At 65.0% G+C, this 13,763-nt stretch carries 14 protein-coding genes; 7 read left to right on the top strand and 7 right to left on the bottom strand.

Annotated features, from left to right (window positions below; translation table 11 throughout):
- Window positions 1–181: 181 nt before the first annotated feature.
- The 3 genes from glgC to ABIB00_RS13710 are packed head-to-tail and all read left to right on the top strand — an operon-like array spanning window position 182 to window position 3,196.
- Window positions 182–1,444 (top strand): glucose-1-phosphate adenylyltransferase, encoded by a 1,263-nt coding sequence (glgC, locus tag ABIB00_RS13720; protein ID WP_354104697.1) that lies wholly within the window; start codon window positions 182–184, stop codon window positions 1,442–1,444.
- Window positions 1,441–2,898 carry a glycogen synthase GlgA gene (glgA, locus tag ABIB00_RS13715; RefSeq protein WP_354104696.1) on the top strand — a complete coding sequence of 486 codons (1,458 nt, stop codon included), beginning with the start codon at window positions 1,441–1,443 and terminating at the stop codon, window positions 2,896–2,898. The genes glgC and glgA overlap by 4 nt, the downstream gene beginning before the upstream one ends.
- 37 nt (window positions 2,899–2,935) lie before the next feature.
- Window positions 2,936–3,196, top strand: a complete 261-nt coding sequence (locus ABIB00_RS13710) for a SemiSWEET transporter (RefSeq protein WP_247341438.1) — start codon at window positions 2,936–2,938, stop codon at window positions 3,194–3,196.
- Window positions 3,197–3,247: 51 nt separating this feature from the next.
- On the opposite strand, the gene ABIB00_RS13705 is transcribed toward ABIB00_RS13710, so the two are convergent.
- Window positions 3,248–4,042, bottom strand: coding sequence for a DODA-type extradiol aromatic ring-opening family dioxygenase (locus ABIB00_RS13705; protein ID WP_354104695.1), 795 nt, complete (start codon window positions 4,040–4,042; stop codon window positions 3,248–3,250).
- 156 nt (window positions 4,043–4,198) lie between these two features.
- On the opposite strand from ABIB00_RS13705, the gene ABIB00_RS13700 reads away from it, so the two are divergent.
- Window positions 4,199–4,378: a hypothetical protein gene (locus tag ABIB00_RS13700; protein ID WP_247329577.1), complete on the top strand. Its 180-nt coding sequence runs from the start codon at window positions 4,199–4,201 to the stop codon at window positions 4,376–4,378.
- 11 nt (window positions 4,379–4,389) lie between these two features.
- Here ABIB00_RS13700 and ABIB00_RS13695 read toward each other — a convergent pair whose 3' ends face one another.
- Entirely contained in the window at window positions 4,390–5,850 is a 1,461-nt protein-coding gene (locus tag ABIB00_RS13695; protein WP_354104694.1) for a carboxylesterase/lipase family protein, read from the bottom strand.
- Between the two features lie 80 nt (window positions 5,851–5,930).
- Window positions 5,931–6,107 (bottom strand): hypothetical protein, encoded by a 177-nt coding sequence (locus ABIB00_RS13690; protein ID WP_354104693.1) that lies wholly within the window; start codon window positions 6,105–6,107, stop codon window positions 5,931–5,933.
- Between the two features lie 261 nt (window positions 6,108–6,368).
- Here ABIB00_RS13690 and ABIB00_RS13685 point away from each other — a divergent pair, with 261 nt between their 5' ends.
- The 3 genes from ABIB00_RS13685 (at window position 6,369) to ABIB00_RS13675 (ending at window position 9,842) form a co-directional block, all read left to right on the top strand.
- Window positions 6,369–9,059 (top strand): flavin-containing monooxygenase, encoded by a 2,691-nt coding sequence (locus ABIB00_RS13685; protein ID WP_354104692.1) that lies wholly within the window; start codon window positions 6,369–6,371, stop codon window positions 9,057–9,059.
- A 92-nt stretch (window positions 9,060–9,151) separates the two neighbouring features.
- The gene (locus ABIB00_RS13680; protein ID WP_247442320.1) at window positions 9,152–9,424 is read left to right on the top strand and encodes a hypothetical protein; all 273 of its coding nucleotides are present in this window, start codon (window positions 9,152–9,154) and stop codon (window positions 9,422–9,424) included.
- A gap of 112 nt (window positions 9,425–9,536) precedes the next feature.
- Window positions 9,537–9,842 (top strand): hypothetical protein, encoded by a 306-nt coding sequence (locus ABIB00_RS13675; RefSeq protein ID WP_247341423.1) that lies wholly within the window; start codon window positions 9,537–9,539, stop codon window positions 9,840–9,842.
- 68 nt (window positions 9,843–9,910) lie between these two features.
- On the opposite strand, the gene ABIB00_RS13670 is transcribed toward ABIB00_RS13675, so the two are convergent.
- From ABIB00_RS13670 to ABIB00_RS13655, 4 genes are all read right to left on the bottom strand, one after another.
- Window positions 9,911–10,066 carry a hypothetical protein gene (locus ABIB00_RS13670; RefSeq protein ID WP_247341420.1) on the bottom strand — a complete coding sequence of 52 codons (156 nt, stop codon included), beginning with the start codon at window positions 10,064–10,066 and terminating at the stop codon, window positions 9,911–9,913.
- Window positions 10,067–10,182: 116 nt separating this feature from the next.
- Window positions 10,183–10,701 carry a septal ring lytic transglycosylase RlpA family protein gene (locus tag ABIB00_RS13665; protein ID WP_354104691.1) on the bottom strand — a complete coding sequence of 173 codons (519 nt, stop codon included), beginning with the start codon at window positions 10,699–10,701 and terminating at the stop codon, window positions 10,183–10,185.
- Window positions 10,702–11,045: 344 nt separating this feature from the next.
- Window positions 11,046–12,293: a DUF1501 domain-containing protein gene (locus ABIB00_RS13660; RefSeq protein ID WP_354104690.1), complete on the bottom strand. Its 1,248-nt coding sequence runs from the start codon at window positions 12,291–12,293 to the stop codon at window positions 11,046–11,048.
- Window positions 12,294–12,295: 2 nt separating this feature from the next.
- Complete coding sequence (locus ABIB00_RS13655) at window positions 12,296–13,756, bottom strand: DUF1800 domain-containing protein (protein ID WP_354104689.1); 1,461 nt, start codon at window positions 13,754–13,756, stop codon at window positions 12,296–12,298.
- Window positions 13,757–13,763 lie beyond the last annotated feature (7 nt).

Genomic DNA, 13,763 nt, shown 5'->3' with positions numbered 1-13,763 from the left:
ACAAGATGGCATGCCTCAATTGTCATCAGACCGGAGGCCGCAGACCCGGCAAAGCATTAAGCTTCCCGCGCATTCGCAACCAACAACCACCTTCCCGATTGACTATTCGTGCCGTTACTATCGGTTCCGAAGTGCGCGGCCGGGAGGCTTCTGGCGAGCGCCAGAGTTGTGGGAGGATGACATGAGTGCCGCGAGACCCGAGCCGCTTGCCCGTCAGGCCCTGGCGTTCGTCCTGGCCGGCGGACGCGGCAGCCGGCTCCTGGAGCTGACCGACCGGCGCGCCAAGCCTGCGGTCTATTTCGGCGGAAAGTCCCGCATCATCGATTTCGCGCTGTCGAACGCGGTGAACTCGGGCATCCGCCGCATCGCAGTCGCCACCCAGTACAAGGCGCACAGCCTGATCCGGCACCTTCAGATGGGTTGGAACTTCTTCCGTCCCGAGCGCAACGAGAGCTTCGACATTCTCCCGGCCAGCCAGCGCGTCTCCGAGAACATGTGGTATGTCGGCACGGCGGATGCGGTCTACCAAAACATCGACATCATCGAATCCCACGCCTGCCGCTTCATCGTGGTTCTCGCCGGCGACCATGTCTATAAAATGGATTACGAGGTGATGCTGCGCCAGCATGTCGAGAGCGGCGCCGACGTCACCGTCGGCTGCCTCGAAATGCCGCGGGCGGAATCCTCCGGCTTCGGCATCATGCATATCGACGAGAATGGCTGGATCAAGTCGTTCCTGGAAAAGCCGAAAGATCCGCCGCCGATGCCGGGAAAGCCGGACGTTTCGCTCGCCAGCATGGGCATCTACGTGTTCGACGCGAAACTCCTGTTCGAGGAGCTCAAGCGCGACGCCGAGGATCCGAACTCCAACCACGATTTCGGCAAGGACATCATCCCCTACCTCGTCAAGAACGGCCGCGCCATGGCGCACCAATACTCGACCTCCTGCGTCCGCTCCGGCAGCGACCCCCGCGCCTATTGGCGCGATGTCGGCACGGTCGACGCCTATTGGGCCGCCAATATCGACCTCACCGACGTGGTACCCGAGCTCGATTTGTTCGACAGCGCCTGGCCGATCTGGTCCTATTCGGAGATCACGCCACCGGCAAAGTTCGTCCACGACGAGGAGAGCCGGCGCGGCCAGGCCGTGAGTTCGCTGGTCTCGGGCGGCTGCATCATTTCCGGCGCCTCGCTGCGACGCTCGCTGCTGTTCACCGGCGTACGCGTCAACTCCTACGCCAATGTCGAGAACGCCGTGATCATGCCCTACGTCAATGTCGGCCGCGGCGCGCGCTTGAAGAACGTCGTGATCGACCGCGGCGTCGAGATCCCGGAAGGACTCGTCGTCGGCGAGGATCCCGAGTTGGACGCCAGGCGCTTCCGCACCACCGAAGAGGGTATTTCGCTCATCACCCAGTCGATGCTGGACAGGCTCAATACATGACGTCTGTTCGCGTCCTCGCGGTCGCCTCTGAAGTCTATCCCATCGTCAAGACCGGCGGCCTCGCGGATGTCGCGGGCGCGCTGCCGCTCGCGCTGAAAGCTCATGGCGTCGAGATGCGCACGCTGATGCCGGGCTATCCCGATGTGATGCGGATGCTCGGGGGAGCCGACGAGATCCGGCGCTGGCCGGATTATTTCGGTGGTCCCGGACGCCTGCTCGCGGGCTCGCATGACGGGCTCGATCTGTTCGTGCTCGACGTGCCGCATCTCTACGCGCGGCCGGGCAATCCCTACGTCACCGCCGAGGGCGTCGACTGGCCGGACAATGGCGTGCGCTTCGCGGCGCTGTCGCGCATCGCCGCCGATATCGGCCACGGTCTCGTTCCCGCCTTCGTGCCCGACGTCGTGCACGCCCATGACTGGCAGGCCGGGCTCGCGCCGGCCTATCTGCACTATGACAGCCGACCGCGGCCCGGCACCGTGATGACCATCCACAACATGGCCTATCAGGGCAAGTTCGCTCCCGAGCTGATCGGTTCGATTGGCCTGCCCTGGCACGCCCTCGGCATCGACGACCTCGAATATTTCGGCGGCATCAGTTTTTTGAAGGCAGGCCTGCAATTCGCCGATCGCGTCACCACGGTCTCGCCGACCTATGCGCGGGAGATCCAGAGCGACGAGGGCGGCATGGGGTTCGGCGGCTTGCTTCGCTCCCGTGCGAACGTTCTGAGCGGCATTCTCAACGGCATCGACATCGATGTGTGGAATCCGCAGACCGATCCGCACATCGCCTACCGCTTCGGCGCAGAGGATCTCACCTTCCGGGCCGCGAACAAGGCGGTGCTTCAGCAGCAATTCAATCTCGATTCCTCGGACGAGACGCCATTGCTCGGCGTCATCAGCCGCCTGTCGTGGCAGAAGGGGCTCGATCTCCTGCTCGAGGCCATTCCGACCATCCTGAGCGAAGGCATGCAGCTCGCGCTGCTCGGAAGCGGCGACCGCGATCTCCAGGAACGCTATCAGGCCGCCGCACGCGCGAACCCGGGCCGGATCGGGGTCGTGATCGGCTACGACGAGATCATGGCGCATCTGATCCAGGCCGGCTCGGACGCGCTCATCGTTCCGTCACGCTTCGAGCCGTGCGGCCTGACCCAGCTCTGTGCGCTACGCTATGGCGCCGTGCCCATCGTCTCGCGCGTCGGAGGCCTCGAGGATACCATCGTCGATATCGGCGAGGCCGATAAATCGGGCCATGATGCCACCGGCTTCAAATTCGGCCCCGTGACCGCGGATGCCCTCGCCGGCACGCTGCGCAAGGCAAACACCACCTTCCACGACAAGCTGACCTGGCGCCGTCTGCAACTGGGCGGCCTCGCGACCGACGTGTCCTGGCGCAACCGTGCCGGCGACTATGCCGCGCTTTATCGCGGGCTGATGGCGTCCCGCCGCGCCTGAGGCCTGATCGTCCACGAATCCATGCTATAGAGCCGGCATGGAACCCCTTACGATCAAGCTGATCGGCTTTGCCGCCGCCACCTGCACCACCGTCGCCTACGCGCCGCAGGTCATCAAGGTCTGGAAGACCCGCTCGGCGCGCGACATTTCGCTCGGCATGTTTCTCATCATGGTGCTGGGCCTCGCGCTCTGGCTCGTCTACGGCCTGCTCTCCGGCGACGCGCCGCTGGTCGCTGCCAACGCCATCACCATGCTGCTCGCCGGCGGCATCTTGTTCATGAAGCTGAAATACGGGTGAGGCTAGCGCGATGCCAGGGTGGATTAGCGAAGCGCAATCCGCCCTACGAGTTCACCCGAACACATACGACGCCATCGCAACGTTAGCGACCTCGTCGACGAAGACGCGCTTGCCCGCGTCGCTGCCGGCGGCGCCGGCGGCCACCATCAGCGGCAGCAGATGATCTTCACGCGGATGCGCGAGACGGGCACTCGGCGCGTTCTCCCAGTCAACCAGCATCGCGTTGCGGCGCGCCGAGTCCGGACTGCCGATCGCCTCGTTCAGATAGGCCTCGAAATCATACGAGACCGGCTTCGACTCCGCCCGGCCAAACCCGCGCATGTTGTGATAGGTGAGCCCGCTGCCGACGATCAGAATGCCTTCATCCCGGAGCGAGGTGATCGCCTGCCCCACCCTGATGTGCTCGGCCGCGTCATAGCTCGATCTCAGCGACAGCAGCACGATCGGCATGTCGGCATTCGGATACATCAGGCCAAGCGGCACGAAGGTGCCGTGATCGAAACCCTGATTGGGATCCTCGCGGCAATCGAGGTCGGCGCGCGCAAGCAGCGCCTTCACTTCCGCCGCGAGTTCAGGCTTGCCCGGTGCCGGATATTTGAGGTGATAGGTGTGCTCGGGAAAGCCGTGATAGTCGTACACCATCGGCGGATGCGCCGAGGTGGTCACCGTGAAGGTCTCGGCCTCCCAATGGCCGGTGATGACGAGCACGGCCTTCGGGCTTGCCGGCAATAGCTGCGGTAGCCGGCCGAACGCCTCGGCAGTCTTCGCATATTGCACCCGCCTGTCCTCCATGAACGGCCAGGGACCGCCGCCATGCGACAGGAAGAGGGTCGGAAATCGCGTCATGGATGCGGGCTCGTCTCGTTGACAGCATGCGCGTGTAACAGCCGCGCGATCGGCGGCGAGCATAGGCAAACCCGTATGGTTAGCAAGGCGTTAACGATTTGCCGCCCAAAATCCGGGCGTGGCCGAAGGAGTCGGCCAGAAGACCAAGGACGTGAGATGAAGAAGTTTGCGCTGGGGGACGTCGTCAACAGTGACAAGGGCCGCCGCGGTGTGGTTCGCGCCGCCTACAGGTCGAGGGAAGGCCAGCAGTTCTACGCCGTCGAGAGGGATGGCGCGATGGATTATCTGGAAGAAGACCGGCTGAGCCCGGCGCCGCGCGTCGAGCTCGCGGCTTAAGTCCAACTCATCTAACGGCCGAGCCGGTCCAGGCGCTCCGACCAGGGGTCGTCTCCGCTCGCGAGGCGATCATTCGTGATCAGCAGCAGGCGATCGCTGCCTGCCGCAGCGTCCCATTGCGGCAGGTCGGGACCGTTGGGATCGCCGCTCTTGGCGAAGTTGATCCAGTAGGCGCGCATGCGGCTTGCGACCTCGCGATCGCCTCGTGACAAGATGCCCGCACCCGGCATGCCTTCTGCGCCGAAGATGAACTGCAATTCCCGCCCGTGACCGCCTTCGGGGTTGGCGCGCCGTGCCTCCGGCACATAGGCGAAGCGATAGCGGAAGGTCGGCGCGCCGCTTGCGGCATGCAGCCGCGCCAGCAGTCTCACCGGCTCCGAGAAAACCTTGTCGGTGTAGAACCTTGCCGCGCGGTCCGAAGGTTTGGCGAGGTCGGGATAGAGCTTGCGCAGTTCGTCGCTGGTGATGCCTGACGATGCCAGCTCCTCCCGGATATCGAGCTCGCTGTCGAAACCCGTCTCGTCATCGTTCGAACCGATGATCATGGGAATGCGGGCCTCACGTCCGGCCGCGAAGCCTGCGGCGATCTCCTCGTTCACCAGACGTCCGTCGATCATCGGCGCAAAACTGCGCGGCGATTTTTCCAGCAGATGTTTTTCGGCGGCAATCAGGCGTCGCGGTTCGGCTGCGCGCAAATCAGCCTGTTGACCAAGCGCCGCGACGAATTGCCGGCCCACAATCTCGGCCTCTTGCGCCGAGCGCAGCCGCGCACGGCCAGGGACCGATTGCAGAATGGCTTTCTGAAAGAGAGCGCGCGATTGCGCACACAGCATCAAGAGCGCGATCGAGGTCGCGCCTGCGCCGCTGCCAAACAAGGTGACGTTGTTCGGATCGCCACCGAAGGCCGCGATGTTGTCGTGCACCCAATGCAATGCGGCGATCTGGTCCATCAGGCCGTAATTGCCGGAGCCGCCTTCCGACAGCGCGGGCTCAGTGAGCCAGCCGAGCGCGCCCAGGCGAAAATTCACGGTCACCACGATGAGGCCGGCCTGCGCCAGCCTGCCGCCGTCGAACAGCGGATCGTTCGCGGTGCCGCGGACGAAAGCGCCGCCGTGGATGAATAGCATCACCGGCAGCGGGCCATCGACCCCGAACGGACGAAACACGTTCAGCGTGAGGCAATCCTCGCTCGCGCCCGGCAGCGACGGCTGAAGGCACGGCGCGCCGTACTTGTAGGCCGTGCGCATCTCCGAACTCTCGGCCGTTGCCTGCGGCGGACGCCAGCGCAGCGGCCCGATCGGCGCGGCCGCATAGGCCAGCCCCTTGAACGACGCCACCTCGCCTTCGACGGCGCCAAGCATCTGTCCTTCACGCGTCAGCGCGAACGGAAATTGGCCGACCGGCTGGGCCACGGCCGAGCCGTTGCAACAGAGGATGACAGAAGCCGCAAAAAGCGCGAACACGGACCGCATCTTCGGAGCATCTCGATGCGCGGAAGGGTTCGGTCAGGTTATGTCCGTCGTCCATAGCGAGGCAAGCGCCGCGGCGGCGCCTAGCTACCCTTGGCGATAAGCTCAGCCAGTGCGTGCCGTGCGATGATGCCGAATTCACCGAGCGTGGAGTGGCCTGACTGCGCCGCCTCGATCAGGCGCTGGGCGATGAACCTGCGGCTGTCGTGATCGCCGCCATGCGGCAGTTGACGGCACGTCTCCTCCAGGACGACGTCCATGTTCGCTCTGGTTCGCTCACTCAACTCTGTCATGACGCCCTGGGTATGCGTGGCTTGTAGCCGCAAGCATACACAGACGGATCATCCATGATTAGCCCGGGTAATCACGGCCATTGTGCATCGCGATGCGTGCATTGAAGCAAGGTTCGCGCGGCCATGATGACGCCGCAAACAGCTACCGAAGATTGCACTTGCTCTGATGACAAGCCGAGCCTGCGGCGATAGCCTGCCGGCAAAACAAAACATACGGGAGGAAATACCATGCCTGACGCAATGGTTGCTGCACGTGCCTCTGACGCGGGTCGCGGAGCCAGTCAGCAGGTCGATGTTGCCGTGGTGGGGGCCGGGTTTGCCGGCCTCTATCTTCTCCATCGGCTGCGCAAGGCCGGCCTCACGGCGGTCGCCCTCGAAGAAGCCGGCGATGTCGGCGGCACCTGGTACTGGAACCGTTATCCCGGCGCGCGCTGCGATATCCAGACCATCGATTACAGCTACACGTTCGATCCGGAACTCGACAAGGCCTGGACCTGGTCGGAAAAATACGCTGCCCAACCCGAGATCTTGCGCTATCTCGGCTTCGTCGCCGACCGCTACGATCTCAGGCGCGACATCCGCTTCAAGACCAAGGTGACCGAAGCCAAATGGGACGAAGCGACCGAACGCTGGCAGCTCACCACCGACAATGGCGCACCGGTCTCCTGCCGCCATTACATCATGGCCACTGGCTGCCTTTCCGCGCCAAAGCCGCCCGAGATCGACGGCGTCAAGGATTTTGGCGGCGAGGTGTATTTCACCGGACGCTGGCCGCATGACGGCGTCAATCTCGCCGGCAAGCGCGTCGCCGTGATCGGCACGGGCTCATCGGCCATCCAGTCGATCCCGCTGATCGCCGAGCAGGCCGCGCATCTGACCGTATTCCAGCGCACGCCGAATTTCGCGCTGCCGGCGGGTAACGGTCCGGCGCCGGAAGATCGCAAGACCTTCTTCGAAAGCGACCCCGCCGCATATCGCGATCAAGCACGCTTGTCGATGACGGGCGTGCCATATCCGCAGCAGACGGTGGTAAGTTGGCAGTTGAGCGATGCCGAGCGTCGCGAGCGCTTCGAACGCGCCTGGGCCGCGGGCGACCTCGTCCACATCCTGACCCAGCTCTGGGCCGACCAGGGCGTGGATGTCGATGGCAATGCGTTGATCGGCGAGCTGATCCGCGAGAAGATCGGCGCTGCCGTGAAGGATCCGGAGACGGCGGCGGCACTGATGCCCCACGATCATCCCTTCGGCGCAAAACGCCCCTGCCTCGATACCAACTACTACGCGACCTACAACCGGCCGAACGTCACGCTGGTCAATCTGCGCCAGGAGCCGATCAAGGCGATCACCGCAAGCGGCATCACGACGGCCAAGCGCAGCGTCGACGTCGATGTCATCGTGTTCGCGACCGGTTTCGACGCCATGACCGGCGCGATCCGCGCCGTGCATCCGATCACCGGACGTGGCGGCAAATCGCTCACCGATGTCTGGGCACAGGGACCGCAGTCCTATCTCGGGCTCACTGTCGAGGGCTTTCCGAACTTCTTCATGATCACCGGCCCCGGCAGCCCGTCGGTGCTGTCGAACATGGCGGTGTCGATCGAGCAGCATGTGGACTGGGTTGTCGACCGGCTCAAGGCATTGCGCGACGCCGGCTTCACCACGATCGAGCCGACCGAGACGGCGCAGGCCGGCTGGGGCCGGCACATGGCCGACTGCTCGATGGTGACGCTGCACCGGCTCGCCAACACCTGGTACACGGGCGCCAACGTGCCCGGCAAGGTGCAGGGCCTGATGCCTTATACCGGCGGCGTCGGCCCCTATCGCAGCATCTGCGACGAGGTCACGAGCCGCGGCATGCTCGGCTTCAAGCTGACCGGCCCCAACGTTGCCGCGCAATGCAATGACGGCGAAGTGGTGCGCCTGCAGCCGGATGTGCGGCTGGTGCTGAACCTGTTGGCGTCGCTGAATCTGCCGCAGATCGAGTCGATGGGCGCGATCGGTGCCCGCGCCTTCGTCGACGAGTTCAACAAGGGCCGGCCTGCGGGACGGCCAATCGGCGACATCGTCGACGGCACCCTGCCCGGCACCGACGGCCCGCTGTCTTACCGCGTGTACCGGCCGGCGACGCCGGGGCCGCATCCGGTCGTGGTCTATTTCCACGGCGGCGGCTGGGTGCTCGGCGACGAGCAGTCGGACGATCCGTTCTGCCGCGACATGGTGCGGCGGACCGGCATGATGCTCGTCAGCGTCGGCTATCGTCATGCGCCCGAGCATCGTTTCCCGGCCGCAGCCGAAGACGGCTATGCAGCGACGCGCTGGATCGCCGAGCACGCCGCCGAGCTCGGCGGCAAGCCGGGCCCGGTGCTGGTCGCAGGCTGGAGCGCCGGCGGCAACATCGCCGCCGTCACTTGTCAGCTCGCACGCGATCGCGGCGGCCCGGAGATTGCCGGCCAGCTCCTGATCTGCCCGGTCACCGACTGCACATTCGATCGTCCCTCCTATAACGACAATGCGACCGGCTATTTCCTGACCCGCTCGCTGATGTACTGGTTCTGGGATCTCTACTGTTCGCCAGCCGACCGCACGGATCCGCGCGTCTCGCCGCTCCGCGGCAAGGTTGCGGGCCTGCCGCCGGCCTTCGTCGTTACCTGCGAATTCGATCCCCTGCGCGACGAGGGCATCGCCTACGCCGAGGCAATGGCGGCCGCCGGCGTCCCGGTCGAGCAACTTAGGGCGCGCGGTCATTTCCACTCGTCCTTCGCCATGGTGGACGTGGTGATCACCGGGGTCTCCGGCCGGGTGCAGATGGCCGAGGCGTTGCGGCGCTTCGCCGGGCTTCCGCCAAAGGTCGGTCGCGGCGACGAGATCAGCCACGGTCACGCCAGCCCGGAGCCCAGAATCGCGGCCGCCGCGAGCTGACAGCGACAAAGCGGCCGGGAACTTTTTCCCGGCCGCTGCGTTTTGTGGGGCGGCACCCGTGTAATGGAGTGCGTGTTGCGTGAGGTGGGGCGATGGGCGACGTGGTTGCGGATTCAAAGGTTGATTTTGGCGCGGCTGCGGCCCTGTATAAATGGCCTTCGCTTGCGAACCAGCGCCGGCCGGACCGGGATTCCTATCAGGTGAGCCAAGGCACTCTGGACGAATGCATCTCGGCTTTCATGGAGAAGCCGGCGACGACCAGGCATCTCTATGAAATTCACACGGCGGCGCAGCCGTCGCTGGTCACGGATATCCTCTCGCCCGAGCACGTCACCGAGCTATCGCGGCTCAGGGAATATCTCTGATTGCCTGCAGGCGCCGAAGCTGCACGCACACGACAAGCTTCTCACAAAGCAGGAACCTTCTTCCGGTTTTTCCCGTTAGTGGTGATCGGAAGCGAAGGTGTGAGTGCTTCACATGCTTGAAGCCGGCGTGCCAGCCCAGGTCGTGCCCTATGGCGCAGATCAGACCTTGTTCGTGGTGATCGATCGCCTCGACAAGGCGACTGAAATCCGCATCGAGCGAAGCGATCTCGACGCCACCATCGGCGAGCTCGTCGCCGGCTGCTTCAACGATCCCATCCAGGTCATCTCGTTCAACACGCTCGAGCACTGGATGAAAGACATCTCGACCGACGTCGCCGGTGAGATTCGGGCGCGCTGCGACATCGATGGCGTGAGGCTGCCCGATTATCTCAGCGACTTCGTCGAAAGCTATAGCTGAGCGCGCGTTACTTCGATTGCTCAGACGAGGAGGCGAGGCGTATGCGTTTAGCGCATGGATGATGAGAATCAGGCGCGCCGGTACTTGCCGGCGATGACCTCGATCTCGCGGCGGCGTTCGCCCGCGAAGCTCAGGAGCTTTTCGATCGTCACGGTATCCGTGATCCGCTTGGCGAGCCGCTCGGCGCGTGTGGCCTGATCTTCGAGATACTGGATCGTGTTCAAACGCCGCCCCCCAAGAGCCCCGATTTGGAGTCCGGAATTGTTTGGATGTCGATCGTGCGTCAGAGGCGGCTAACAGCCGGTTAAGCACAGCGTCGGAAATCGATGAGAATCGCGCTTTATTGCACGACGTCGAGCCGGACATTGGTGACGCCCTTGTCGACCATGCCGAGCGCCTCAGCCGCAGAGGGAGAGATGTCGACCACGCGTCCGCGAACATAAGGCCCGCGATCGTTGATCCTGACGGTCACGAAGCGACCAGAGGAGACATCGGTGACGCGCAGCTTCGTGCCGAACGGCAAGGAGGGATGGGCCGCGGTCAATTCGTTCTTGTCGAACCTCTCGCCGCTCGCGGTCTCCGTATCCGAATAGAAGCTGGCAACGCCATGCGAGGCGGTTTGCTTTGCGTCTCCGTCGGGGACGCGCACCCGGCTGATCGGCCGTGGATGCAGTGTCGCCACCCTGTGCGGGCGCTCGACCGTGGCCTGCCGGCTGGTGCCCGCCAGATCGGCCTTCTGGCGGCCGACCGGCGATTGCGCACACGCCGCAAGCGACGCCGCACCGGCGATGGCGAGCAGCAACCGGCACGAGGTTGCCAGCGAAATCCGGGTATTTTCGGCACGTGCAAAGCGAGACATGATGCGCCCTCCGAACGGCCCGAGTTTCGGCCGGCAATGAGGGCAGAACCTTGTCGGAACAAAAGCGGGTCGGAGGCCGCAGCCGTTTCGTGTTTAGCTGTGACGATTCCACCACACTGGCTTGCCTTGAATCGAGACAGGCTCGTGGGATAAGTCCGATACAACGTGCCAGACGATGCGCGGCCCCGGCTGAACCTCGGAAGGCTTGGTGTCACCCTTCAGGAGCCGCGCGAGTTCGCGCCGATAGAGCCACTGCCAGCCTGTCTTGAGGCTGGCGAGAAAGTCGAGCTCCCGCTGTGTCAGTGTGCACATCTCGAACCCGATCCGGTTGCAAAGCCGCGCTATCAGCCGACGAGGCCACCCATCGGGCTGACATCGGCGCTGCCGGGGAAGACCGCATCGGCCAGCACCTTTTCCTCGACGCGCAGATGATCCCTCAGCAGGCCCTTCAACACCGCGCGCAAATCCGTGGTCGGCTTGAGATCGCGATCCTCGAAGAGTTGCGCCGGCTTCAGGCCAGGCCAGTCCGCGACCACGCGGCCGCCGGCGAGCGCGCCGCCGATCAGGAAAGCGACCGTGCCGGTGCCGTGATCCGTACCCTGTGTCCCGTTGATGCGCGCGGTGCGCCCGAACTCGGTGACGACGGCGACCACCGTCTCTCGCCAGGCCTCGCCCATGTTGCTCTCGATCGCGGCGAATGCGCCGTCGAGCGCGCCGAGCAGATTGTAGAGCTGGCCCGCGGCCGCGCCTTCGGCGATGTGCGTGTCCCAGCCGACGAAGCCCATGGCGCCGACACGCGGACCAGCGGGCTTTGCGAGATAGCGCGCGGCGGTGCCGGCGGCTTCGGCAAAATAGGCGCGCACGCGCGCGATGCCGGGCGCCAGCGTCGGATCGTCGGACATCGGATCGCCCGTGCCCGGTGCGCCGCCGAGCGAGGCGAGCTTCATGCGGGCCTGGAGCACGGTCGCAAGCTTCGGATCGGTGTGCCGGTAGAGATCGAGCAGGCGGTTCTGCGTGTCCTCGCTCGCCGGCAGCAATTTCTGCGGCACCCATGTCATGACAGGCGCCGAGCCGCGCACCACCAGCGGCGTCACCGAGCCAATGCCGAGTGCGCGGCTGCCGCGCGGGTCGACACGCCCGCCCGATTCCAGCGCGAGCAGCGCGCGGTTGAGCCATCCCGAGTTGGTCATGCCGGGCTTGACGAGCCCGCTTTCCAGCACGTCCTGGCCGTCGAAATGCGAGCGCTCGCGATAGGGCGTCGCGGTGGCGTGGACGATCGCAGCCTTGCCGGTCTTGTAGAGCCGATGCAGGTTCGGCATCGCCGGATTGAGCGCGAAGAAGGCATCGAGCGGCAGCGCCGGCGTCTTGCCGTCCAGCACCAGCGCGCGATCGCCGCGCAAGGAGATCCAGTCGGGATCGCCGACCGGCGCGACCGCACCGAGACCATCGAGCGCACCGCGCAGCACGATGACCAGCAGGCGCGGATCGCGCCCTTCGGCCCGCGCAATCCGCGGCATCTGGCTCCATGCGAACAGCGCACCGGAACCGACGAGAAGCTCGCGCCGCGTGGGCAAATGATTGACGAAGCCCATACTCACCTCCTCAGAAAATCCGCCGACATGAACAGCAGCGCCAGCGCCTGCTGCCGGCTCTCGGCACGCCCGACCGCCTGCTTCACCTCGGGCGCGATCTCGGACGCGAAGACATCCTCGATGATGGCTTGCGGATCCGCAGTGGCCGCCACGCGCTCGGCAAAATTATTGGCGATGTCGAGCCTTCGGCCAACGCCGTCGATCCAGCTTGCCTCGTCATCCGGATATCCCTTGGGCGCCGACGGGCGCCACAGTCCCTCGCCGAGCAGGTCCTGGCCGCCGGTGAAGCGCGTGGGATCGACTTCCCTGATGCCGGTTGCGCGCACCATGCCGACGACCCATTCGCCGGGACGCTTGAGTTTTGACGGCGGCCCGCGCCACGCTTCGTCTGACGAGACCAGCGCGATCGCGACCTGCTTGAGATCGCCCTCGGTGTCGCAAAAGGTTTTTGCCATCTGCGCGACGAGCGCCGGCGGCGGTTCGTCTGCCACGAAATGGCGCGCGAGTTTTGTCGCGACATGGGTCGCGGTTGCCGGATGCGCGGCGAGGTCGCGCAGCACGGCGCGGCCCTGCTCGGCATCGTCCTGCTCGTAGCGCTTGCCGAGCACGGTCTGTCCGCCGGGCTCGTGCAGCCGCGGATTGAAGATGAACTCGCCACCGTGCTCGGGATTGTCTCCGGGCGGAACAAGCGTCCATCCCGTCAGCACATTGGCAAAGCCGATGACGTCGTCCTGGCTGTAGCCGGTACGCACGCCGAGCGTATGCAGCTCCATGATTTCGCGCGCAATGTTCTCGTTCAGGCCGCGGCTGCGGTTGATGCCGGCAATCGAGTTCGCCCCCATCGAGCCGAGATTGTCGAGATAGAACAGCATCGCCGGATGGCCCTCGACGGCCTGAAGCAGATCGACGAAGTGACCGAGCGCATTGGCGCGAATGGCCTCGCGCTCGTAAGCACCCGACATGCTCTGGATCTTGTAGGCCGAGACGCAGAAATGGTTGGACCAGAACCACACCAGCCTCTCGGCGAAGCCGATGTCGGCGCCGAGCGCGGCTTCGGTCCGCAGCTTGGTTTCCTGCAAATACATGGGACGTCCGGGATCGGGAACGGCTTCGGCCGCCTGCTTGGCTGCCATCTCCCCGTCCTTCTCCTGACCCTGCGCTGGCCCTTGCGTCTGCGTTTGCTCTTCCGACATGACCGGCGCCGCAGCGATCTGCTGCTTCTTCGCCTGCTGCTGGGCCTGCTTGGCGCGCGCCGTTCGCCGCGCATTGGCGTCGGCCACGGTGCGATAGGCTTTCGCACTGGAGGGCAGGCTGGCGGCTGCGGTGAGCGCAAGCGGGCGATCGAGCTCGGCGATCAGCGCGCCGCGCGGGTCGGTCCCGACCGCCGCAATCGATCCCGGTCGCGGCCCCATTCCGAAGCGACGAAGCGCCAGCACAGCTTCGGCCTTTGCAGAATTGCTCATGGCGAAT

Origin of the sequence: Bradyrhizobium sp. LB14.3, from assembly GCF_040547985.1 — a bacterium.
Lineage (GTDB): Bacteria > Pseudomonadota > Alphaproteobacteria > Rhizobiales > Xanthobacteraceae > Bradyrhizobium.
The sequence above is the reverse complement of the archived record's forward strand: the minus strand, read 5'-3'. Positions and strand labels throughout refer to the sequence as shown.

What these genes read in the sequence shown, in the direction of transcription:
- ABIB00_RS13705 (WP_354104695.1), bottom strand. Translation starts at nt 4,042, where the DNA reads ATGACGCGATTTCCGACCCTCTTCCTGTCGCATGGCGGCGGTCCCTGG.
- ABIB00_RS13695 (WP_354104694.1), bottom strand. Translation starts at nt 5,850, where the DNA reads ATGCGGTCCGTGTTCGCGCTTTTTGCGGCTTCTGTCATCCTCTGTTGC.
- ABIB00_RS13680 (WP_247442320.1), top strand. Translation starts at nt 9,152, where the DNA reads ATGGGCGACGTGGTTGCGGATTCAAAGGTTGATTTTGGCGCGGCTGCG.
- glgA (WP_354104696.1), top strand. Translation starts at nt 1,441, where the DNA reads ATGACGTCTGTTCGCGTCCTCGCGGTCGCCTCTGAAGTCTATCCCATC.
- ABIB00_RS13685 (WP_354104692.1), top strand. Translation starts at nt 6,369, where the DNA reads ATGCCTGACGCAATGGTTGCTGCACGTGCCTCTGACGCGGGTCGCGGA.
- ABIB00_RS13690 (WP_354104693.1), bottom strand. Translation starts at nt 6,107, where the DNA reads ATGGACGTCGTCCTGGAGGAGACGTGCCGTCAACTGCCGCATGGCGGC.
- ABIB00_RS13655 (WP_354104689.1), bottom strand. Translation starts at nt 13,756, where the DNA reads ATGAGCAATTCTGCAAAGGCCGAAGCTGTGCTGGCGCTTCGTCGCTTC.
- ABIB00_RS13660 (WP_354104690.1), bottom strand. Translation starts at nt 12,293, where the DNA reads ATGGGCTTCGTCAATCATTTGCCCACGCGGCGCGAGCTTCTCGTCGGT.
- ABIB00_RS13675 (WP_247341423.1), top strand. Translation starts at nt 9,537, where the DNA reads ATGCTTGAAGCCGGCGTGCCAGCCCAGGTCGTGCCCTATGGCGCAGAT.
- ABIB00_RS13665 (WP_354104691.1), bottom strand. Translation starts at nt 10,701, where the DNA reads ATGTCTCGCTTTGCACGTGCCGAAAATACCCGGATTTCGCTGGCAACC.
- ABIB00_RS13710 (WP_247341438.1), top strand. Translation starts at nt 2,936, where the DNA reads ATGGAACCCCTTACGATCAAGCTGATCGGCTTTGCCGCCGCCACCTGC.
- glgC (WP_354104697.1), top strand. Translation starts at nt 182, where the DNA reads ATGAGTGCCGCGAGACCCGAGCCGCTTGCCCGTCAGGCCCTGGCGTTC.
- ABIB00_RS13700 (WP_247329577.1), top strand. Translation starts at nt 4,199, where the DNA reads ATGAAGAAGTTTGCGCTGGGGGACGTCGTCAACAGTGACAAGGGCCGC.